This window comes from Streptomyces sp. NBC_00376 (assembly GCF_036077095.1).
In the GTDB taxonomy this organism is placed as follows: Bacteria; Actinomycetota; Actinomycetes; order Streptomycetales; family Streptomycetaceae; genus Streptomyces.
The window spans coordinates 5,886,814-5,907,852 of the sequence record NZ_CP107960.1; the positions used below are offsets into that span (position 1 = coordinate 5,886,814).

Sequence of the window (21,039 nt, forward strand, 5' to 3'; positions counted from 1 at the left end):
GGTCGGTCGCCCTTGCTAGGTCCCCACTCGGCCGCCGTACACTGGCCGGGGGGTTGCTGGCACTCGCGTTGACAGAGTGCCAGGCGGATTCCTGGGCAGAGAAACAGGAACGACCCGAGAACCAACGAGGAAACACAGCTGGAGGTGTGCGCGATGCTCAGCGAACGCAGACTCGAAGTGCTTCGCGCCATCGTCCAGGACTATGTCGGCACGGAGGAGCCCGTCGGCTCCAAGGCGCTCACCGAGCGGCACAAGCTGGGAGTCTCCCCGGCAACCGTCCGCAACGACATGGCGGTGCTGGAGGACGAGGGCTTCATCGCCCAGCCCCACACCAGCGCGGGACGCATTCCGACGGACAAGGGCTACCGGCTCTTCGTCGACAAGCTCGCGGGGGTCAAGCCCCTCTCGACGCCGGAACGTCGCGCCATTCACAATTTCCTCGACGGCGCGGTCGACCTCGACGACGTCGTGGGCCGCACCGTACGGCTGCTCGCGCAGCTGACCCGGCAGGTCGCCATCGTGCAGTACCCCTCGCTGACCCGCTCGACGGTGCGGCACGTGGAACTGCTCTCCCTGGCACCCGCCCGGCTGATGCTCGTGCTCATCACGGACACCGGCCGGGTCGAACAGCGCATGATCGACTGCCCCGCCCCGTTCGGCGAGACCTCTCTCGCCGATCTGCGGGCCCGGCTCAACAGCCGGGTCGTCGGACGCCGCTTCGCGGACGTCCCGCAGCTGGTGCAGGACCTGCCGGAATCCTTCGAGAGCGAGGACCGGGGAACCGTGTCCACCGTGCTCTCCACCCTGCTCGAAACCCTCGTCGAGGAGACGGAGGAGCGGCTGATGATCGGCGGCACCTCCAACCTCACCCGCTTCGGGCACGACTTCCCGGTGATGATCCGGCCGGTGCTGGAGGCACTGGAGGAGCAGGTCGTGCTGCTGAAGCTGCTCGGCGAGGCCAAGGACTCGGGCATGACCGTACGTATCGGGCACGAGAACGCCCACGAAGGGCTCAACTCCACGTCCGTCGTCGCGGTCGGCTACGGTTCGGGCGACGAGGCAGTCGCCAAACTCGGCGTGGTCGGACCGACCCGCATGGACTACCCCGGAACGATGGGAGCGGTACGCGCAGTGGCACGTTACGTCGGACAGATCCTGGCGGAGTCGTAAGTGGCCACGGACTACTACGCCGTACTCGGCGTGCGCCGCGACGCATCTCAGGACGAGATCAAGAAGGCATTCCGGAGGCTCGCCCGCGAGCTGCACCCGGATGTGAACCCCGATCCGAAGACCCAGGAGCGGTTCAAGGAGATCAACGCCGCCTACGAGGTGCTGTCGGACCCGCAGAAGAAGCAGGTCTACGACCTCGGCGGCGACCCGCTGTCCGCCTCCGGCGGCGGTGGCGCGGGCGGATTCGGACAGGGCGGCTTCGGCAACTTCTCCGACATCATGGACGCGTTCTTCGGTACGTCGTCGCAGCGCGGGCCCCGTTCGCGCACCCGGCGCGGCCAGGACGCGATGATCCGTCTGGAGATCGATCTCGCCGAGGCGGCGTTCGGCACCACCAAGGACATCCAGGTCGACACGGCCGTCGTCTGTACGACGTGCAGCGGTGAGGGCGCCGCCCCAGGCACCTCCGCCCAGACCTGTGACATGTGCCGCGGCCGCGGCGAGGTCTCCCAGGTCACCCGGTCCTTCCTCGGCCAGGTCATGACCTCGCGGCCCTGCCCGCAGTGCCAGGGCTTCGGCACGGTCGTGCCGACCCCGTGCCCGGAGTGCGCCGGTGACGGCCGCATCCGCTCGCGGCGCACGCTCACCGTGAAGATCCCCGCCGGTGTCGACAACGGCACCCGCATCCAGCTCGCGGGCGAGGGCGAGGTCGGCCCCGGCGGCGGCCCGGCCGGCGATCTGTACGTGGAGATCCACGAGCTCTCGCACTCGGTGTTCCAGCGCCGCGGCGACGACCTGCACTGCACGGTCACCATCCCCATGACGGCGGGCGCGCTCGGCACCAAGGTGCCGCTGGAGACGCTCGACGGCCTGGAGGAGGTCGACATCCGGCCGGGCACCCAGTCCGGCCAGTCGGTGCCGCTGCACGGCCGCGGCATCACGCATCTGCGGGGCGGCGGGCGCGGCGACCTGATCGTGCACGTCGAGGTGATGACCCCGACGAAGCTGGACCCGGAGCAGGAGCGGCTGCTGCGCGACCTGGCGAAGATGCGCGGCGAGGAGCGGCCCACCGGCCAGTTCCAGCCCGGCCAGCAGGGGCTGTTCTCCCGGCTGAAGGACGCCTTCAACGGCCGCTGACCGGTCCCGCACACCGTTTCCGGACGCCGGACGGACCCGCTCGGCGGGCCTGTCCGGCGTTCGCGTGCGGGCCTGCCGGTGTCCGCGTACGAACCTGTCCGGCGTTCGCGTATGAACCCGTGCGGTGTTCGCTTACGGACCTTGTCCGGCGTTCAGTACAAAGCGGGCCCCGTCCCGCGCGCCCCGCGCCGCGCGGGACGTGACACGATGCGGTCATGTCATCCGCGTTGACCGATCTCTGCCGGTATCCGATCGTGCAGGCCCCGATGGCGGGGGGCGCATCCTGTCCGCAGCTCGCCGCCGCCGTCTGTGAGGCGGGCGGGCTCGGTTTCCTCGCCGCCGGGTACAAGACGGCGGACGGCATGTACAACGAGATCAAGCAGCTGCGCGGGCTGACCGGTCAGCCCTTCGGCGTCAATCTCTTCATGCCGCAGCCGGCGCTCGCCGACCCGAGCGCCGTCGAGGTGTACCGGCACCAGCTCGCGGGCGAGGCCGCCTGGTACGAGACCCCGCTCGGTGATCCGGACTCCGGCGGCGACGACAACTACGACGCCAAGATCGCCATCCTCCTGGAGGACCCGGTCCCGGCCGTCTCGTTCACCTTCGGCTGCCCGACCCGCGACACCCTCGACGCGTTCGCCGGCGTCGGCACGTACACCGTCGTGACGGTCACCACGCCCGAGGAGGCCCAGGCCGCCCAGTGGGCGGGCGCCGACGCGGTCTGCGTCCAGGGCGTCGAGGCGGGCGGCCACCAGTCCACCCACCGCGACGACCCGCAGACCGACGGCGCCGGAATCGGGCTGCTCTCACTGGTCTCCCAGGTCCGCGAGACCGTGCAGATACCGATCGTCGCCACCGGCGGGCTGATGCGCGGCTCCCAGATCGCCGCGGTGCTCGCCGCGGGCGCGGAGGCGGCGCAGCTCGGCACGGCGTTCCTCATCTGCCCCGAGTCCGGGGCGGGCCTGCTGCACAAGCAGGCCCTGACCAACCCGCTGTTCGTACGGACCGCCCTGACCCGGGCGTTCTCCGGCCGCCCGGCCCGCGGCCTGGTCAACCGGTTCATGCGCGAGCACGGCCCGTACGCCCCCGCCGCCTACCCGCAGGTCCACTATCTGACCGCCGGGCTGCGCAAGGCGGCGGCGAAGGCCGGGGACGCGCAGGGCATGGCCCTGTGGGCGGGGCAGGGACACCGGATGGCACGCGAGCTGCCGGCCGGCCGGCTGGTCAGGCTGCTCGCCGAAGAACTGGACGCCGCACGGACGGCAGTGAGCACAAGGAGTACGCAGTGACCGCACCGGTCTTCGTCGTCGAACAGGTCCCCGGCGGACCCGAGTTCGTCCTGGAGGGGCCCGAGGGCCGGCACGCCGTGTCGGTCAAGCGGCTGCACGCCGGTGAGGACGTCGTACTCACCGACGGGCGCGGCCACTGGGCGGAAGGCGTCGTCCTGGCCGCCGAGGGCAAGGACCGGCTCGTCCTCACCGGTCTGACCGGGGTCCGGGAGGAGCCCCCGCCCGTTTCCCGCATCACCGTCGTCCAGGCCCTGCCCAAGGGTGACCGGGGCGAGGTCGCCGTGGAGACGATGACGGAGACCGGGGCCGACGCGATCGTGCCCTGGCAGGCGTCGCGCTGCATCACGCAGTGGAAGGGCGACCGCGGCCTCAAGTCCCTCGCGAAATGGCGCAACACCGCCCGGGAGGCGGGCAAGCAGTCCCGCCGGGTGCGCTTCCCCGAGGTGGCCGACGCGATGACGACCAAGCAGGTCGCCGCGCTGCTGGCCGCGGCGGACTTCGCCGCCGTCCTGCACGAGGACCGGGAGCACGACAGCGAACCGCTGGCCACCGTCCCGCTCCCCGAACAGGGCGAGATCGTGCTCGTCGTGGGTCCCGAGGGCGGGGTGTCGCCGCAGGAACTGGCGGCGTTCGCCGCGGCGGGTGCCAGGACCTGCCGGCTCGGCGCGAGCGTGCTGCGCACCTCCACGGCGGGCACGGCGGCGACCGCTCTGCTGCTGGGGCGCACCGGCCGCTGGTCGTGAGGCCGGCGCGAGCTCCGTCGTGAGGCCGCAGCACGCCCCGTCGTGAGCCTGCCGCGCGCCCCGTCGCGTGCGCCGGAGCCGCTCACGGTTTTGGCGGCAAGCCGTCTACCGCTTCGTGAGCGAACGGTGGGAAGCTGCCCGTATGGGGACATCAAGGGCATGGGGTCAGGTAAGAGAACGGCGCTTTCTGGCCGCGTCCGCACTCGTGGTCGCGGCGGTCGCGGGAGCTGCCGCCTGTGACCCCCAGGGCGGATTGAACTCCGCTTCCATCGCCGTGACCACCGACCGGGTCGGCACCGGCGCACTGGAAAGCAACGGGGTCGACGTGCAGTGGCTGAACTGCACCGCCGGTGTCGACGGGTACCTGGCCGGGGGCGTACAACCCTCCGCGTCCGCGCGCCGGATCGCGAACGTCGACTGCACCGGCAAGACCGGGCAGGGCGAGCCCATCACCCTCACCGGCAAGGTGACCCAGGAGCTCGGTGGGCGCTGCGTGCGCGGGGACCTGACCGCGAAGACCGGCGGGAAGGCCGTTTTCCGGGCGGATGTGCTCGGCAACTGCGACGCCGTCCCGTCGACCGCCGCGGTGAATCCGCCGCCGGCCGGCGGCGGCCAGGGCCTCCGGCCGGTGGTCACCGTCACGGTGACGGTGACCGAGACACCCATGGGCAAGTGAACCGGCCCGCCCCGCGGCGGCCCGTCGAACTCCGGCCAACCCGCTTACGCGGAGCGGAACCGCGACCTAGGGTGACCGGTGTGACGCAGTCTGCCTACCTCCGATACCCCCATGTCCAGGGCGATTCGATCGCCTTCACCGCCGAGGACGATGTCTGGCTGGCGCCGCTGGACGGCGGCCGAGCCTGGCGCGTCTGTGCCGACAACCGGCCGGTCGCCGGCCCCCGGATATCGCCCGACGGAACCCGGATCGCCTGGACGTCCACCAGGGACGGGGCCCCCGAGGTGCACATCGCACCGGCCGACGGCGGCCCCTCCCAGCGGCTCACCCACTGGGGCGACGCCCGGACCGCCGTGCACGGCTGGACGCCCGAGGGCGAGGTGCTGGTCGTCAGCGCCCAGGGGCAGGCCTCGTTCCGGCGCACCTGGGCCAGGGCCGTGCCGGTCGACGGCGGACCCGCCCGGACCCTGCCGTACGGGCCGGTCGGCTCGCTCGCGTACGGGCCCGGCGGCCGGGTACTGCTGCTCTCGGTCACCATGGGGCGCGAGGCCGCCGCCTGGAAGCGCTACCGGGGCGGCACGGCGGGCAAGCTGTGGATCGAGCAGGAGTCCCCGGCGGACGGCCCTGCGGAGTTCGTACGGCTCCACGCCGACCTCGACGGGAACATCGAATGCCCGATGTGGGTGGGCGAGCGCGTCGCCTTCCTCTCCGACCACGAAGGCGTCGGCGCGCTCTACTCCTCGCTCCCCGACGGCTCCGATCTGCGCCGCCACACCGGCATCGAGGGCTTCTACGCCCGCCACGCGTCCACCGACGGCACCCGCGTCGTCTACGCCTCGGCCGGTGAACTCTGGCTGCTGGACGGCCTGGAGGGCGACGGGCCCCGCCGCATCGACATCCGGCTCGGCGGTCAGCGCGCCGACCTCCAGCCGCACCCCGTGCACGCCGGCAGCCATCTCGACTCCGCGTCCCCGGACCGCACCGGCCGCGGCAGCGCCGTCGGGACGCGCGGCGCCGTCCACTGGGTCACCCACAGCGAGGGCCCGGCCCGCGCGCTCGCCGTCGAACCGGGCGTACGCGCCAGACTGCCCCGCGCCTTCCAGGCCGACGGCGACCAGCACGTCGTCTGGGTCACCGACGCCGAGGGCGACGACGCCCTGGAGTGCGCACCCGCCACCGGAACCGCCCCCGGCGCCGTACCGCGCCGCCTCGCCGCAGGCCGTATCGGCCGGGTCCTCGAACTGGCCCCGGCCCCCGACGGCAGCCGGTTCGCCGTCGCCGCGCACGACGGGCGGATCCTGATCGTCGAGCGGGAGAGCGGCGAGGTCCACGAGGTGGACCGCAGCGAGCACGGCGACGCCTCCGGCCTCGTCTTCTCGCCCGACTCCTCCTGGCTCGCCTGGTCCCACCCCGGGCCCGAGCCGCTCAGCCAGCTCAAGCTCGCCCACCTCGCCGATCTCTCGGTCACCGAGGCCACCCCGCTGCGCTTCCGGGACTTCTCCCCCGCGTTCACCGGCGACGGCAAGCACCTGGCCTTCCTCTCCGAGCGCTCCTTCGACCCGGTCTACGACGCCCATGTCTTCGACCTGGCGTTCATCGGCGCCTGCCGCCCGCACCTGCTGACGCTCGCCGCCACCACGCCCTCCCCGTTCGGGCCGCAGCGCCACGGCCGCCCGACCGAGAAGAGCGGCGGCGAGGGCGACCAGGACAACCCGACCGCGCTCCCCGTCACCCGGATCGACCTCGAAGGGCTCGCCGACCGGATCGTGCCGCTGCCCGTCGAGGCCGCCAGCTACTCCACGCTGCACGCCGCGAAGGACGGGCTGCTGTGGCTGAGCCACCCGGTGACCGGGGTGCTCGGCACCAGCGGACCCACCCCCGACGCCCGGCGGCCCGAGACGGTCCTGGAGCGGTACGACCTGGAGAAGCTGCGCTGCGAGGAACTGGCCTCCGGAGTCAGGGACTTCGCGGTCAGCGGGGACGGCAAGCGGGTGGCCATGCAGACCCGGGGCAAGCTGCGCGTCGTGCCGTCCGACAGCCGTGTCGCCGCCGATGACGACGACGGCGGCAGCGACGGCGGCGTCACCGTCGACCTCTCCCGGATCCGGCGGACCCTCGAACCGGCCGCCGAATGGCGCCAGATGTACAACGAGGCCGGGCGCATCATGCGGGACAACTACTGGCGCCCCGACATGGGCGGTCTCGACTGGGACGGGGTCCTGGACCGCTACCGCCCGGTGCTGGAGCTGGTCGCCACCCACGACGACCTGATGGACCTGCTCTGGGAGGTGCAGGGGGAGCTCGGCACCTCGCACGCCTATGTGCGGCCGTCCGGCGGATGGGGTGACGAATCGACCCGGCAGGGGCTGCTCGGCGCGGACATCTCCCGTACGGATGAAGGCAGTTGGCGGATCGACCGGGTCCTGCCGTCCGAGACCTCCGACCCGGAGGCCCGCTCCCCGCTCGCCGCGCCCGGCGTGGCGGTACGCGCCGGGGACGCGATCATCGCCGTCGACGGCCGCCCGGTCGACCCGGTGACCGGGCCCGGACCGCTGCTCATCGGCTCGGCGGACAAGCCGGTCGAGCTGACCGTCTCGCCGGTGGACGGCGGCAACGCCCGCCATGTCGTCGTCGTACCGGTCGCCGACGAGGAGGCGCTGCGCTACCACGACTGGGTCGCCGACCGGCGGGCCTACGTGCACGAGCGCTCCGGCGGCCGCCTCGGCTACCTCCACGTCCCCGACATGGTCGGCGCGGGCTGGGCGCAGCTCCACCGGGACCTGCGGGTCGAGGTGGCCCGCGAGGGGCTGGTCGTGGACGTACGGGAGAACCGCGGCGGCCACACCTCGCAGCTGATCGTGGAGAAGCTCGCCCGCCGCGTCATCGGCTGGGACCTGCCGCGCGGCAGGCGGCCGTTCAGCTACCCGCTGGACGCGCCGCGCGGTCCCGTGGTCGCCGTGGCCAACGAATTCTCCGGCTCCGACGGCGACATCGTGAACGCCGCGATCAAGGCGCTGCGCATCGGCCCGGTCGTCGGCACCCGGACCTGGGGCGGCGTGGTCGGCATCGACAGCAAGTACCGGCTGGTGGACGGGACTCTGGTCACCCAGCCCAAGTTCGCGTTCTGGTTCGAGGGTTACGGCTGGGGCGTGGAGAACCACGGGGTCGATCCCGATGTCGAGGTCGTGGTGACACCGCAGGACTATGCGGCGGGGCGGGATCCGCAGTTGGACGAGGCGATCCGGATCGCGCTGGAGTCGCTGGCCGAGACGCCGGCGAAGCGGGCGCCGGGGCTGCCGGGGCTGCCGGAGGCGTAGGGGGAGCGGGGCGGGGGCGGGGTGCGCCTGCGGGGGCTCGTCGCCCCTGCCCGCCCCTTCCCGCAACCGGGGGCGCTGCCCCCGGAACCCCGCTCCTCGATCGCCGGAGGGGCTGGGTTCCAGGTTCCGGAGGGGCTGGATTGCTGGGCCGATACCATGCCGTAGAACGATCATCACCTAGCGAGGAGCCACCCCATGGCGGGAGAACCGCAGCCCGACTGCCTGTTCTGCAAGATCGTCTCGGGTGAGATCCCGGCAACCATCGTCCGCGAGACCGAGACCACCGTCGCCTTCCGGGACATCAACCCGCAGGCCCCCACCCACGTACTCGTCATCCCCCGCGTCCACCACCCGGACGCCGCCGCGCTCGCCGCCGCCGAGCCGGCCATCGCCGCCGACATACTGCGCGAGGCCGGGCAGGTCGCCGCCGACGAGAAGATCGTGGACACCGGTTACCGGGTCGTCTTCAACACCGGCTCCGGCGCCGGCCAGACCGTCTTCCACGCGCACGCCCACGTCCTGGGCGGCCGCGGACTGCAGTGGCCCCCCGGCTAGAGAGGCCGGTCGCACACCGTGTCCGTACGCGAACTCGTGGTCCTCGGCACCGCCAGCCAGGTCCCGACCAGACGCCGCAACCACAACGGCTACCTGCTGCGCTGGGACGGCGAGGGCATCCTCTTCGACCCCGGTGAGGGCACCCAGCGCCAGATGCTGCGGGCCGGTGTCGCCGCGCACGACATCAACCGGATCTGTGTCACGCATTTCCACGGCGACCACTCGCTGGGCCTGGCCGGGGTGATCCAGCGGATCAACCTCGACCAGGTCCCGCACCCGGTCACCGCGCACTACCCGGCGAGCGGGCAGCACTTCTTCGAGCGGCTGCGGTACGCCACCGCCTACCGTGAGTCCGTCGAGCTGACCGAGGCCCCGGTCGCCGCCGACGGTGTGCTCGCCACCACCGACACGTACACGCTCAGCACCCACCTGCTCTCGCACCCCGTCGAGTCGTACGGCTACCGGCTCGTCGAGCCCGACGGGCGGCGCATGCTGCCCGCGAAACTGGCCGAGCACGGCATCAAGGGACCGGACGTCGGCCGGCTCCAGCGCGAGGGCGCCATCGGCGGCGTCACGCTCGACGACGTCTCCGAGCGCAGGCGCGGCCAGCGGTTCGCGTTCATCATGGACACGAGGCTCTGCGACGGCGTGCAGGTGCTCGCCGAGGGCTGCGACCTGCTGGTCATCGAGTCGACCTTCCTCGACGAGGACGAACGGCTCGCCACCGACCACGGTCACCTGACCGCCGGCCAGGCGGCCCGGGTGGCCCGGGACGCGGGCGTGCGGCACCTCGTGCTGACGCACTTCTCGCAGCGGTACGACGACCCTGCAGCTTTTGTGGCCCAGGCCCGCGCCGCGGGGTTCGAGGGCGAACTGACCGTCGCCCAGGACCTCGACCGCGTTCCCGTGCCCAGCCGGCACCTCTGAACACAGCAGCAGCAATTCAGCACCACACCAGCACCACCGTCTGTGAGCGTGAAAACCCGTGCCCCTCCCCAAAGCCGAACTCCACCTCCACATCGAAGGCACCCTCGAACCCGAGCTGGCCTTCGCGCTCGCCGCGCGCAACGGCGTGGAGCTGCCGTACGCGGACACCGAAGAGCTGCGCACCGCCTACCTCTTCGACGACCTGCAGAGCTTCCTCGACCTGTACTACGCGCTGATGGCGGTGCTCCGGACCGAGCGGGACTTCGAGGAACTCGCCGACGCGTACCTCGCCCGCGCCGCCTCCCAGGGCGTCCGGCACGCGGAGATCTTCTTCGACCCGCAGGCGCACACCGCCCGCGGCGTCCCGATCGGCACCGTCGTCGAGGGGCTCGGCCGGGCGCTGGACCGCAGCGAGGAGAGGCACGGCATCTCCACCCGGCTGATCATGTGCTTCCTGCGCGACGAGTCCGCCGAGTCGGCGATGGAGACCCTGGAGGCGGCGAAGCCGTATCTGCACCGGATCAGCGCGGTCGGCCTGGACTCGGCGGAGGTCGGCCACCCGCCCGTCAAGTTCCGCGAGGTGTACGAGGCGGCCGCGGCACTCGGACTGCGCAAGGTCGCCCACGCCGGCGAGGAGGGCCCGCCCGAGTACATCCGGGAGGCGCTGGACGTCCTCGGGGTCGAGCGCATCGACCACGGGCTGCGCTGCATGGAGGACCCGGAGCTGGTGGAGCGGCTGGTCGCGGACCGGGTGCCGCTCACCCTCTGCCCGCTGTCCAACGTACGGCTGCGCGCCATCGACACCCTGGAGGAGCACCCGCTGCGGGCCATGATGGACGCCGGACTGCTCTGCACGGTGAACTCCGACGACCCCGCCTACTTCGGCGGATACGTCGGGGACACCTTCCACGCCGTCCACGAGGCGCTCGACCTGGACCAGGAGCGGCTGCGCACCCTGGCCCGCAACTCCTTCGAGGCGGCCTTCCTCGACCACGACGAGGAGCGCAGGGCGCGCTATCTGTCCGAGGTCGAGGCGTACGCGTTCGACTGACCGGCCACGCCCGCCGGGCCGGCCGTACGGAACGCGGCCCGGACCGGGCGCCTGCGGCGCACCGGCAGGCTGATCTCCGTGACGGCCTGCTCGGGCGCGCCCAGCTTGGGCACGGCGCCGGGCACCGCTCCGGTGGTGACGGCGAGCAGCGCGGCAGGGGCGCCGCCCCTGCGGCGCACCGATCCCGGCACCAGCGGACGGCCGCCGGTGTGCAGGGCGACGGCCGTGACCGGGGCCGCGACCAGCAGCGTGACGGAGCCCAGGATCAGGCCCATGACCGGGTACCCGGCCTGCTCGGACAGGACACTGCCCAGGACCGGCCCGCAGGCCACCCCGACGGACGAGGCGGAGCCCGCGAGGACCGCCCAGCGGCCGCGTACGTCCAGGGAGGCGGCCAGGCCGATCAGGTACGACAGGACCACCGGGTAGACCGTGTTCCAGAGGATCTCGCCGGTCGCGAACTGGCCGAGGTTCCCGGCCGAGGAACTGAGCACGATGCTCGCCGCGATGATCACGGTGCCCATGCCGATCGGCACCGCCCGGCCGAGCCGGGCGCCCAGCATCCCGGCGCCCATCACCCCGAGCAGACCCGCACCGAGCGCGGCGGCGAACACCGCGCCGATGGTGACCTCGGAGAGCCCGACCTGGGACACCCCGATCCGGCTGCTGACACCCCACAGCGCGTTCTGCGCCATCGACCAGACGAGCATGCCGCCCGCGAGCACCAGACCGGAACGGCGGTGCGGCAGCCGGCCCGCGACCGGGGCGGCCGGACCGGTGGGCGTGACGCCGCCGAGCCGTGCGGTGGCGGGCCAGACGAGCAGGGCGACCAGGGCGATCGAGGCGAACGGCAGCCGGTGGCCGCCGCCGAGGTGCGGGATCGTCAGATAGAGGGCGCCCGCCGTCGCGGAGACGCTGAGCAGTCCGAGCGACGAGGTCCGGTGCGGATCGCGCTGGGCGGCGATGCCCGCGGCGGCCACCGCGGTCGCCGTACCGGAGCCGAGACCGCCGATCATCGCGCCCATGACCACCAGCGGCACCGACCCGGCCAGGGCGGCGCAGCCGTACCCCACCATGGCCAGCACCAGCCCGATCCGGGCCGGCCGCCGCGGCCCGTACGTCTCGACCCGGCCCGCCAGCGTGAACCCGGCGGTCGCCGAACTCAGCAGCAGGGCACTGCCGACCAGCCCGGCCTGCGCCGTACTGAGGCCGAGATAGACGGAGAGCCGCCCGACGATGGTGGGGAGCAGATAGGCGGCGAGGTAACCGGCGGTGAACACGGCGACCAGGGGCCACGCGGCGCGAGGGCGCGAGGACATGGGCGTTCCTGAAGACATGCCTGAGGCGGCAGAGAAGGCAGGGGAGGGCAATGCGGAAAGGCAGGGGAGGGTGATGCAGGAAATGCGGGGAATTCGGGCCACTCTTCGGTAACTGTCACCGACGGGGCTCGCGGGCCAATTTGTATCAACTGCGGCCAGTCGACCGAAAGCTGCCCCAGTGTGATCTGGGTCACTTGTGCGTTTACCTTCCGGAGGTCCGGGTAGCAGCGCATGTTTATGCAGGTCGGAGCCCACATATGAGGTGCCGGAGCGGGCCCTTCGCGACCGGCGGCGCGCGCCCTCCGGTTACGGCGGTGAATCGGGCACACTGGCCGGATCTGCCACGACCGGGGAGTGCAAGGTGAGTACAGACATCCCAGCGGACATCCCAGGTATCGACCCACTGGACGGGCTGCGCGCCCCGCAGGACCCGGCCTGCGACGTCTTTCTCACCGGCACGGTCTTCCTCGACATCATCTTCACCGGCCTCGACAGCGCCCCGGTGCGCGGCACCGAGTCCTGGGCGCGCGGCATGGGATCCAGCCCCGGCGGGGTCGCCAACATGGCGACCGCCCTGGCGAGACTGGGGCTGCACACCTCGCTGGCCGCCGCGTTCGGCGACGACCACTACGGGGAGTACTGCTGGGACGCCCTGGAACAGGGCGAGGGCATCGATCTGTCCATGTCGCACACCGTCCCCGGCTGGCACTCGCCGGTGACCGTCTCGATGGCGTACGAGGGCGAGCGGACGATGGTCTCGCACGGCCACGAGGCCCCCGGCCCCGCGGTCCCCGCCGGGGAACCGGCGTTCCCGTGCTGCCCGCCGCGCGCGCGGGCCGCCGTCGCCTCGCTCGCCCCCGGCCGCAGCGAGCCCTGGGTGGCCACCGCGGCCCGCAACGGCGCCCGGATCTTCGCCGACGTCGGCTGGGACGAGAGCGGCCGCTGGGACCTGGGCGCCCTCACCGACCTGGAGCACTGCCAGGCCTTCCTGCCCAACGCGGAGGAGGCGATGCGCTACACCCGCACCGACTGCCCGCGCGCCGCCGCCCACGCCCTGGCCGAGCGTGTGCCGCTCGCCGTGGTCACCCTGGGCGCGGAGGGCGCCTACGCGGTGGACTCGGCGACCGGAGCGAGCGCCGAGGTGCCCGCGATCGAGGTCGAGGCGCTCGACCCGACCGGCGCGGGCGACGTCTTCGTCGCCGGTTTCGTCACCGGAACCCTGGCGGACTGGCCGCTGGCCGACCGGCTGGCCTTCGCCGGACTGACCGCAGCGCTCTCGGTCCAGGAGTTCGGCGGATCGCTGTCGGCGCCGGGCTGGGCGGAGGTCGCCGCCTGGTGGCAGCAGATCCGTACCGTCGCCGGCCAGGACCCGGCCGCGCTCCAGCGGTACGCCTTCCTGGACGAGCTGCTGCCCGCCGCCGCCCGGCCCTGGCCGCTGCGCCGGGCGGTACCGACGATCGGCTTCCGCCACCCCGCCTGACCGAGGGGCGCACCCGTTCGCGAGCCTGTGCGAAAAAGTCCTCGGTGTTGTCGGTGCGGAGTCGTAGGCTTGGTAATCCGAGAGGTTGTCGATCGGCGAGGACCTTGCAACGGGAGGTATGTGCAGGCCACAGAGCCGGCCCATGACTCAGACACCCACAGCCCAGACCACTGCGCCGAGGCAGGCGCGAGCCCACTTCACCGTCCCTGCCAGCCATCCGATGGTGACCGTCCTGGGCTCAGGCGACGCCTTGCTGCGCGTGATCGAGACGGCCTTCCCGGCGGCCGACATCCACGTCCGGGGAAACGAGGTCAGCGCCGCCGGAGACGCGACGGAAGTCGCTCTGATCCAGCGCCTGTTCGACGAGATGATGCTGGTGCTCCGCACCGGTCAGCCGATGACGGAGGACGCAGTGGAACGCTCGATCGCCATGCTCAGGGCGACTGAGAACGGCGAGGGGGACGGCGAGGAGACCCCGGCCGAGGTGCTCACGCAGAACATCCTCTCCAGTCGCGGTCGCACGATCCGCCCCAAGACGCTCAACCAGAAGCGCTACGTCGACGCGATCGACAAGCACACGATCGTCTTCGGCATCGGCCCCGCCGGTACCGGCAAGACCTATCTCGCCATGGCGAAGGCCGTCCAGGCCCTGCAGTCCAAGCAGGTCAACCGGATCATCCTGACCCGTCCCGCCGTCGAGGCGGGCGAGCGGCTCGGCTTCCTGCCCGGCACGCTCTACGAGAAGATCGACCCGTACCTGCGCCCGCTCTACGACGCGCTGCACGACATGCTCGACCCCGACTCGATCCCGCGGCTGATGGCGGCGGGCACGATCGAGGTGGCGCCGCTGGCGTACATGCGCGGCCGCACGCTCAACGACGCCTTCATCATCCTCGACGAGGCGCAGAACACCAGCGCCGAGCAGATGAAGATGTTCCTGACGCGGCTCGGCTTCGACTCGAAGATCGTCATCACCGGTGACGTCACCCAGGTCGACCTGCCGAACGGGACCAAGAGCGGTCTGCGCCAGGTCCAGGAGATCCTGGACGGCGTCGAGGACGTGCACTTCTCCCGGCTCACCTCCCAGGATGTCGTCCGGCACAAGCTCGTCGGCCGTATCGTCGACGCGTACGAGAAGTACGACAACCGAGACAGCCACAAACGGAAGTAGTCGCAGCGCACCATGTCGATCGACGTCAACAACGAGTCCGGAACCGAGGTCGACGAGCAGGCGATCCTCGACATCGCCCGCTACGCGCTCGCGCGGATGCGGATCCACCCGCTCTCCGAGCTCTCGGTGATCGTGGTGGACACCGACGCCATGGAACAGCTCCACATCCAGTGGATGGACCTCCCTGGTCCGACCGATGTCATGTCCTTCCCGATGGACGAGCTGCGTCCGCCGGCCAAGGACGACGAGGAGCCCCCGCAGGGGCTCCTCGGTGACATCGTGCTCTGCCCGGAGGTCGCCAAGAAGCAGGGCGAGGACGCGGAGACCCGGCACTCCATGGACGAGGAGCTCCAGCTCCTCACCGTCCACGGGGTGCTGCACCTCCTCGGGTACGACCACGAGGAGCCGGACGAGAAGGCCGAGATGTTCGGGCTCCAGGCCGCGATCGTCGACGGCTGGCGCGCCGAGCACGGCCTGACCGGCCCGTCGCCCGCCCCCACCGTCTCGTGAGCGTTCCTCTCGTTCTCGGGGCCGTTCTGCTGGTCGTCGTCGGCTGGCTGGCGGCCTGCGCGGAGGCGGGCATCGCCCGGGTCTCCAGCTTCCGGGCCGCCGAGGCGGTCCGCTCCGGGCGGCGCGGCAGCAGGAAGCTGGAGCAGGTCGCGGCGGACCCGACCCGCTATCTCAACGTCGCCCTGCTGGTGCGGGTCGCCTGCGAGATGTCGGCCGCGGTGCTCGTCACGTACGCCTGCCTGAAGGAGCTTCCGGAGACCTGGCAGGCGCTGGCCGTCGCCATGGGCGTGATGGTCCTCGTCTCCTATGTCGCCATCGGGGTGTCGCCGCGCACCATCGGCCGCCAGCACCCGCTGAACACGGCCACGGCCGCGGCGTACGTCCTGCTGCCGCTGGCCAGGGTCATGGGCCCGGTCCCGCAGTTGCTGATCCTCATCGGCAACGCGCTGACCCCGGGCAAGGGGTTCCGCAAGGGCCCGTTCGCCAGCGAGGCGGAACTGCGCGCGATGGTCGACCTCGCCGAGGCGGAGTCGCTGATCGAGGACGAGGAGCGCCGTATGGTGCACTCCGTCTTCGAGCTCGGTGACACGCTCGTGCGCGAGGTCATGGTGCCGCGGACGGACCTGGTCTGCATCGAGCGCTACAAGACGATCCGGCAGGCGCTGACGCTGGCCCTGCGCTCCGGCTTCTCGCGGATCCCGGTCACCGGGGAGAACGAGGACGACATCGTCGGCATCGTGTATCTCAAGGACCTGGTCCGCAAGACCCACATCAACCGCGAGTCGGAGGCCGATGTGGTCTCCACCGCGATGCGGCCGGCGTCCTTCGTGCCCGACACCAAGAACGCCGGCGACCTGCTGCGCGAGATGCAGCAGGAACGCAACCACGTCGCCGTCGTGATCGACGAGTACGGCGGCACGGCCGGCATCGTCACCATCGAGGACATCCTCGAAGAGATCGTCGGCGAGATCACCGACGAGTACGACCGCGAACTCCCGCCCGTCCAGGAGCTGGGGAACGACAACTTCCGGGTGACCGCGCGCCTCGACATCGGCGACCTCGGGGAGCTGTTCGGCCTCGACGAGTACGACGACGAGGACGTGGAGACCGTCGGCGGACTGCTGGCCAAGGCGCTCGGGCGGGTCCCGATCGCCGGGGCCTCGGCCGTCGTCGACCTGCCCGACGGCCGCCGGCTGCGGCTGACCGCGGAGTCCCCGGCGGGCCGCCGCAACAAGATCATCACGGTGCTGGTGGAGCCCGTGGCTTCCCGGGGGGAGGACGGGGGATGACTCCGCAGCAGCTGAGGGCGTTCTGCCTGGAGTTCAACGCAAGTGCCGAGGAGTTTCCGTTCGGCCCCGGGACCTCCGTCTTCAAGGTGCTCGGCAAGATGTTCGCGCTCAGCGCGCTGGACGCCCGGCCGCTGACGGTGAACCTGAAGTGCGACCCGGACGAGGCGGTGCGGCTGCGGGAGAAGTACGACGCGGTGGTGCCGGGCTGGCACATGAACAAGCGGCACTGGAACACGGTGACGGTGTCCGGGGTGCCGGACCGGGTGCTCCGCGAGCTCATCGAGGACTCCTACGACCTGGTGGTGGCGGGGCTGCCGAAGGCGGACCGGCTGCGGCTCGACCGGCCGTAGGGGCCGTCCCGTGCGAGTGCCCGCGCGCCCGGTTCGTATGCTCGGCACATGACTGAGAGCACCGACCTCGGCGCCGAGGACCGCAAGATCGTCACGCTGGCGCGCAGTGCCCGCGCCCGCAACGGTGTGCCGGAGGGCGCAGCCGTACGGGACGAGACCGGACGTACGTATGTCGCGGGCACCGTACGGCTGGAGTCGCTGAAGCTCAGCGCGCTGCAGACCGCCGTGGCGATGGCCGTGGCCAGCGGGGCCACCTCCCTGGAGGCGGCCGCGGTCGTCTCCGAGGCCGAGACCCCCTCGGACGAGGACCGCGCCGCGGTGCGGGACCTGGGTGGCCCGGACACCCCCGTCCTGCTCGCCGGGCCCGACGGCACCCTGCGGGTCAGCGTGACGGCGGGCTGACCCGGCCACCCTGCCCCCCCGTGGAGGGATCCGCACCCGGCATTCGCCCGCCGGGTGCGGATCTTGACAGCATCTGATGGGTCATCAGCCGACGTGTTTCGCTCCCATTGACTTCTTCGGGGCCGGAACCGTCAATGGGCCCCCGTCGGCGCGGAGAGCCGCTGCGCCGCATCCGCAGGAGGGGGCTCCATGCGTCCTACCGTCCGAAGAATCAGCATGCGAAGATCCGGCGTCAGAAGACGGCCCGGACACCGCCACCGCTGGGCCGCCGCGCTCGGCGTCGGCGCGCTCGTCGTGGCCGGGGGAGGGGGAATCGCGGCCCCCGCGCAGGCCATGGTCACTGCCTCGGTGCCGGTGGACTTCCCCACCCATTGCATCCCGCCGGCCATCGCGGGCATCCCGCCGATCGACGGTACGACGAAGGCCTCGATCACCGTCGACAACGCCGCCCCGAAGGTGGGCGACACGGTCACGATCACGTACACCGTGGTCGAAGCCGCCGCGAGCAACCCGGTCGATCTGGCGCTGCCCGCCGATATCATGACGCCGACCGGCAAGGTCACCGTCGGCGGTGCGCAGAGCGCGAGCGTCACCGTCGCGGGCCCGAAGAAGAACGACCCGGTACCCGGCAAGGGCACCTTCCCGTCGTTCTCGATGACCGGCACCTTCACGGTCACGGCGCCCGGCTCGATCACCCTGTCGCCCGGCGACTACAACATCCACACCAGCTACATCATGGAGCTGGACACGCCCTGCACCGTGATCGACCCGCCAGCCCCCGTCTCCGAGACGATCATCGCGACGGACGACGGCGGCCAGGTCAACGAGCGTGCCATCCAGCTCGGGGCCGCGTCCGGCAAGGCGGGCGACGAGGTCGCCGTCACCGGGTCGAAGTTCACCCCGGGTGCGGACATCACCCTCGCCGGCCGGGCCGGTGACGCCCAGACCGCCGACACGGCCACCGTGAAGGCGGACGGCTCCGGCGGCTTCAGCGGCCGGCTCACCGTCAGCGACCCGGCGACCACCGGCATCGTCGCCTACGAGGGCGGCGCCTGGGACCCGGCCAAGGGTGCCGGCCCGCAGGCCTACACCGTCACCGGCGGCGGCGAGACCCCGGACGGCAGCCAGCAGCTCAACACCTCCATCGAGGCGGGCACGCTCTCCATGGTCCAGGCCGGGGACAGCGTCGAGATGTCGGCGGTCGACTTCGGCCGGGGCGGCGCCTCCCGCGGCTCCCTGCAGACGGTGACGGTCGAGGACTTCCGCGGTGGCCCCGCGGGCTGGTCCCTGACCGGAAAGGTCACCGACTTCCAGGGCCCCGGTGGCGCGACGATCGGCGCGTCCGCACTCTCCTGGACTCCGGTCTGCGCGACGAAGCCCGGCAGCCCGAGCACCTGTGCGGCGGGTTCCGAGGGGTCGGTCGGCAGCGCGGGCGCCACGCTGGCGTCCACGCCGAACGGGACCGTCACCGGCGGCGAGTTCACCGTCGACGCCCGGCTCGCGCTGAACGTACCGGCGTACACCGCCCCCGGCGCGTACTCCGGCGTACTCACCCTCACCCTCACGTGACCGAGAGGCCCGAGTGCTCCTGAGCAACCGGCGGACCGGGCGCGCACCCGCCCGGACCGCCGTCCCGACCACCACCCGGGGGTTCCGCACCGTGCGCAACATCTACGTACTGCTCCTGGCCGGCGTCCTCCTGCTGACCGGCGCGCCCGCCGCCGGCGCCGCGGACAACGGCAGCTGGTCGGTCTACCCGGCCACCGGACGGGCCGGTCAGCGCCCGTACTTCTACCTCTCGGCCGACCCGGGCGCCACGCTCCACGACAAGGTCACCGTCACCAACAAGACGGACCGGCCGCAGACCTTCCGGCTGTACGCAGCCGACGCCTACAACACCGCCCGCGACGGCGGCTTCGCCGTACGGACCCGCGACGAGAAGCAGCGCTCGATCGGCGCCTGGGCGAGGACCGGCCGCGACCGGGTCACCGTGAAGCCGCACGGCTCGGTCACCGTCCCGGTCACCATCGCCGTCCCCGAGAACGCCGAACCGGGCGACCACCCCGGCGCGCTCGTCGCACTCGACGAGCGCGTCGACCCCGCCGACGCCGGTGCCGTCGCCGTCGGCATCCAGAAGGCGGTCGGCGCCCGGATCTATCTGCGGGTGAACGGCCCGACCATGCCCGCGCTCTCCGTGGACGACATCCGGGTCGAGCACACCCAGCCGCTGGTCCCCGGCACCGGGAGGAGCCGGGCCGTCATCTCGTACACGCTCCACAACCGGGGCAATGTCACCCTCAGCCCCAAGGTCGCCCTCAAGGCGGAGGGACTCTTCGGCCGCACCCTGCTCGCCCGCGACCTGAAGAAGATTCCCTCCGAGCTGCTGCCCCGCCAGGAGGTCCGGCTGACCGAGCAGTGGGCCGGCGCGCCGCAGCTGGAATGGGGCGAGATCCGGCTGACCGCGAGCGCCCGCGAGACCCGGGAGTCCGCCACCGCCTCGTACTTCGCCCTGCCCTGGCTGGTGGCCGGGATCCTGCTGGTGATCGTCGGCGGCGGTACGGGGATGTGGATACGGGCCCGCCGAGGCCGTACCCGCACCGCCTGAGACGACATCCGACAGGCCCCGCCGCGGCCCTTGGTGCGGCGGGGCCGCCGGGATCGGGGACAATGGGCGCCATGAGCGTTCGACCTGACACAGATGCCGCCGCGCAGCAGGCCGCGGGCAAAGCCCCCCACCGGGCCGGTTTCGCCTGCTTCGTGGGCCGCCCCAACGCGGGCAAGTCCACCCTCACGAACGCTCTGGTCGGCCAGAAGGTGGCGATCACCTCCAATCGGCCGCAGACCACCCGGCACACCGTGCGCGGCATCGTGCACCGCGACGACGCGCAGCTGATCCTGGTCGACACCCCCGGCCTCCACAAGCCGCGCACGCTGCTGGGCGAGCGGCTCAACGACGTCGTGCGCACCACCTGGGCCGAGGTCGACGTCATCGGCTTCTGCCTGCCCGCCGACCAGAAGCTCGGCCCCGGCGACAAGTACATCGTCAAGGAACTCGCGGGCATCAAGAAGACCCCGAAGATCGCCATCATCACCAAGACCGACCTGGTCGACTCCAAGCAGCTCGCCGAACAGCTGCTGGCCGTCTCCCGCCTCGGCGAGGAGCTCGGCTTCGAGTGGGCGGAGATCATTCCGGTCTCCGCGGTCAAGGACACGCAGGTCGATCTGCTGGGCGACCTGATCGCCCCGCTGCTCCCCGAGAGCCCGCCGCTCTACCCGGAGGGCGACCTCACCGACGAGCCCGAGATGGTCATGGTCGCGGAGCTGATCCGCGAGGCCGCGCTCGAAGGCGTACGGGACGAGCTGCCGCACTCCATCGCGGTCGTGGTCGAGGAGATGCTGCCGCGCGAGGGCCGCCCGGCGGACAAGCCGCTGCTCGACATCCATGCCAACGTCTACATCGAGCGCCCGAGCCAGAAGGGCATCATCATCGGCCCGAAGGGCAAGCGGCTGAAGGACGTCGGCACCAAGTCCCGCAAACACATCGAGGCCCTGCTCGGCACACCGGTCTTCCTGGACCTCCATGTGAAGGTCGCGAAGGACTGGCAGCGCGATCCCAAGCAGCTGCGCAAGCTGGGGTTCTGAGCCGGACGACA

At 71.9% G+C, this 21,039-nt stretch carries 19 protein-coding genes; 18 read left to right on the forward strand and 1 reads right to left on the reverse strand.

The genetic code is table 11. The features are described from left to right. Window positions 1–153 precede the first annotated feature (153 nt). The 9 genes from hrcA to OG842_RS26475 all read left to right on the forward strand — a co-directional run bounded on the left by hrcA (window position 154) and on the right by OG842_RS26475 (window position 10,865). Window positions 154–1,170 (forward strand): heat-inducible transcriptional repressor HrcA, encoded by a 1,017-nt coding sequence (gene hrcA / locus OG842_RS26435; protein ID WP_266733116.1) that lies wholly within the window; start codon window positions 154–156, stop codon window positions 1,168–1,170. Further along, window positions 1,171–2,307: a molecular chaperone DnaJ gene (dnaJ, locus tag OG842_RS26440; protein ID WP_266733118.1), complete on the forward strand. Its 1,137-nt coding sequence runs from the start codon at window positions 1,171–1,173 to the stop codon at window positions 2,305–2,307. A 215-nt stretch (window positions 2,308–2,522) separates the two neighbouring features. Continuing rightward, window positions 2,523–3,596, forward strand: a complete 1,074-nt coding sequence (locus tag OG842_RS26445) for a nitronate monooxygenase (protein ID WP_266733119.1) — start codon at window positions 2,523–2,525, stop codon at window positions 3,594–3,596. Continuing rightward, entirely contained in the window at window positions 3,593–4,339 is a 747-nt protein-coding gene (locus OG842_RS26450; RefSeq protein WP_266733120.1) for a 16S rRNA (uracil(1498)-N(3))-methyltransferase, read from the forward strand. Before OG842_RS26445 ends, OG842_RS26450 begins: the two co-directional genes overlap by 4 nt. Before the next feature lie 253 nt (window positions 4,340–4,592). Next, window positions 4,593–5,015, forward strand: coding sequence for a hypothetical protein (locus OG842_RS26455; RefSeq protein ID WP_266733122.1), 423 nt, complete (start codon window positions 4,593–4,595; stop codon window positions 5,013–5,015). Between the two features lie 80 nt (window positions 5,016–5,095). After that, window positions 5,096–8,332 (forward strand): S41 family peptidase, encoded by a 3,237-nt coding sequence (locus OG842_RS26460; RefSeq protein WP_266733123.1) that lies wholly within the window; start codon window positions 5,096–5,098, stop codon window positions 8,330–8,332. A 195-nt stretch (window positions 8,333–8,527) separates the two neighbouring features. After that, window positions 8,528–8,887 carry a histidine triad nucleotide-binding protein gene (locus OG842_RS26465; RefSeq protein ID WP_266733124.1) on the forward strand — a complete coding sequence of 120 codons (360 nt, stop codon included), beginning with the start codon at window positions 8,528–8,530 and terminating at the stop codon, window positions 8,885–8,887. A gap of 18 nt (window positions 8,888–8,905) precedes the next feature. After that, window positions 8,906–9,814: a ribonuclease Z gene (locus OG842_RS26470; RefSeq protein ID WP_266733125.1), complete on the forward strand. Its 909-nt coding sequence runs from the start codon at window positions 8,906–8,908 to the stop codon at window positions 9,812–9,814. A 58-nt stretch (window positions 9,815–9,872) separates the two neighbouring features. Further along, the gene (locus OG842_RS26475) at window positions 9,873–10,865 is read left to right on the forward strand and encodes an adenosine deaminase (protein ID WP_266733126.1); all 993 of its coding nucleotides are present in this window, start codon (window positions 9,873–9,875) and stop codon (window positions 10,863–10,865) included. Here the strand turns inward: OG842_RS26475 and OG842_RS26480 are convergent. Further along, window positions 10,829–12,184, reverse strand: coding sequence for an MFS transporter (locus OG842_RS26480; protein WP_266733127.1), 1,356 nt, complete (start codon window positions 12,182–12,184; stop codon window positions 10,829–10,831). The two genes, OG842_RS26475 and OG842_RS26480, sit on opposite strands and share 37 nt — an antisense overlap. 373 nt (window positions 12,185–12,557) lie before the next feature. Here OG842_RS26480 and OG842_RS26485 point away from each other — a divergent pair, with 373 nt between their 5' ends. From OG842_RS26485 to era, 9 genes are all read left to right on the forward strand, one after another. Next, window positions 12,558–13,664 (forward strand): carbohydrate kinase family protein, encoded by a 1,107-nt coding sequence (locus OG842_RS26485; protein ID WP_266733833.1) that lies wholly within the window; start codon window positions 12,558–12,560, stop codon window positions 13,662–13,664. A gap of 142 nt (window positions 13,665–13,806) precedes the next feature. After that, window positions 13,807–14,835: a PhoH family protein gene (locus OG842_RS26490; protein WP_266733128.1), complete on the forward strand. Its 1,029-nt coding sequence runs from the start codon at window positions 13,807–13,809 to the stop codon at window positions 14,833–14,835. 12 nt (window positions 14,836–14,847) lie between these two features. Next, on the forward strand, window positions 14,848–15,345 hold the full coding sequence (ybeY, locus tag OG842_RS26495) for an rRNA maturation RNase YbeY (RefSeq protein WP_072483570.1): 498 nt from the start codon (window positions 14,848–14,850) through the stop codon (window positions 15,343–15,345). Further along, on the forward strand, window positions 15,342–16,634 hold the full coding sequence (locus tag OG842_RS26500; RefSeq protein WP_266733129.1) for a hemolysin family protein: 1,293 nt from the start codon (window positions 15,342–15,344) through the stop codon (window positions 16,632–16,634). The genes ybeY and OG842_RS26500 overlap by 4 nt, the downstream gene beginning before the upstream one ends. Further along, complete coding sequence (locus tag OG842_RS26505) at window positions 16,631–16,984, forward strand: MmcQ/YjbR family DNA-binding protein (protein WP_266733131.1); 354 nt, start codon at window positions 16,631–16,633, stop codon at window positions 16,982–16,984. The genes OG842_RS26500 and OG842_RS26505 overlap by 4 nt, the downstream gene beginning before the upstream one ends. A gap of 48 nt (window positions 16,985–17,032) precedes the next feature. Next, window positions 17,033–17,386, forward strand: coding sequence for a cytidine deaminase (locus OG842_RS26510; RefSeq protein ID WP_072483567.1), 354 nt, complete (start codon window positions 17,033–17,035; stop codon window positions 17,384–17,386). Window positions 17,387–17,602: 216 nt separating this feature from the next. Next, a complete protein-coding gene (locus tag OG842_RS26515; RefSeq protein ID WP_266733135.1) occupies window positions 17,603–18,955 on the forward strand; it encodes a beta-xylosidase in 1,353 nt (450 codons plus the stop codon). Between the two features lie 91 nt (window positions 18,956–19,046). Then, window positions 19,047–19,991: a WxL protein peptidoglycan domain-containing protein gene (locus OG842_RS26520; protein ID WP_266733834.1), complete on the forward strand. Its 945-nt coding sequence runs from the start codon at window positions 19,047–19,049 to the stop codon at window positions 19,989–19,991. 62 nt (window positions 19,992–20,053) lie between these two features. Further along, on the forward strand, window positions 20,054–21,028 hold the full coding sequence (gene era / locus OG842_RS26525; protein WP_266733136.1) for a GTPase Era: 975 nt from the start codon (window positions 20,054–20,056) through the stop codon (window positions 21,026–21,028). Window positions 21,029–21,039: the final 11 nt, after the last annotated feature.

Coding starts and splice junctions, on each gene's coding strand:
- hrcA (WP_266733116.1), top strand. CDS start 154: ATGCTCAGCGAACGCAGACTCGAAGTGCTTCGCGCCATCGTCCAGGAC.
- OG842_RS26445 (WP_266733119.1), top strand. CDS start 2,523: ATGTCATCCGCGTTGACCGATCTCTGCCGGTATCCGATCGTGCAGGCC.
- OG842_RS26465 (WP_266733124.1), top strand. CDS start 8,528: ATGGCGGGAGAACCGCAGCCCGACTGCCTGTTCTGCAAGATCGTCTCG.
- OG842_RS26480 (WP_266733127.1), bottom strand. CDS start 12,184: ATGTCCTCGCGCCCTCGCGCCGCGTGGCCCCTGGTCGCCGTGTTCACC.
- OG842_RS26490 (WP_266733128.1), top strand. CDS start 13,807: ATGACTCAGACACCCACAGCCCAGACCACTGCGCCGAGGCAGGCGCGA.
- ybeY (WP_072483570.1), top strand. CDS start 14,848: ATGTCGATCGACGTCAACAACGAGTCCGGAACCGAGGTCGACGAGCAG.
- OG842_RS26505 (WP_266733131.1), top strand. CDS start 16,631: ATGACTCCGCAGCAGCTGAGGGCGTTCTGCCTGGAGTTCAACGCAAGT.
- OG842_RS26510 (WP_072483567.1), top strand. CDS start 17,033: ATGACTGAGAGCACCGACCTCGGCGCCGAGGACCGCAAGATCGTCACG.
- OG842_RS26515 (WP_266733135.1), top strand. CDS start 17,603: ATGCGAAGATCCGGCGTCAGAAGACGGCCCGGACACCGCCACCGCTGG.
- era (WP_266733136.1), top strand. CDS start 20,054: ATGGGCGCCATGAGCGTTCGACCTGACACAGATGCCGCCGCGCAGCAG.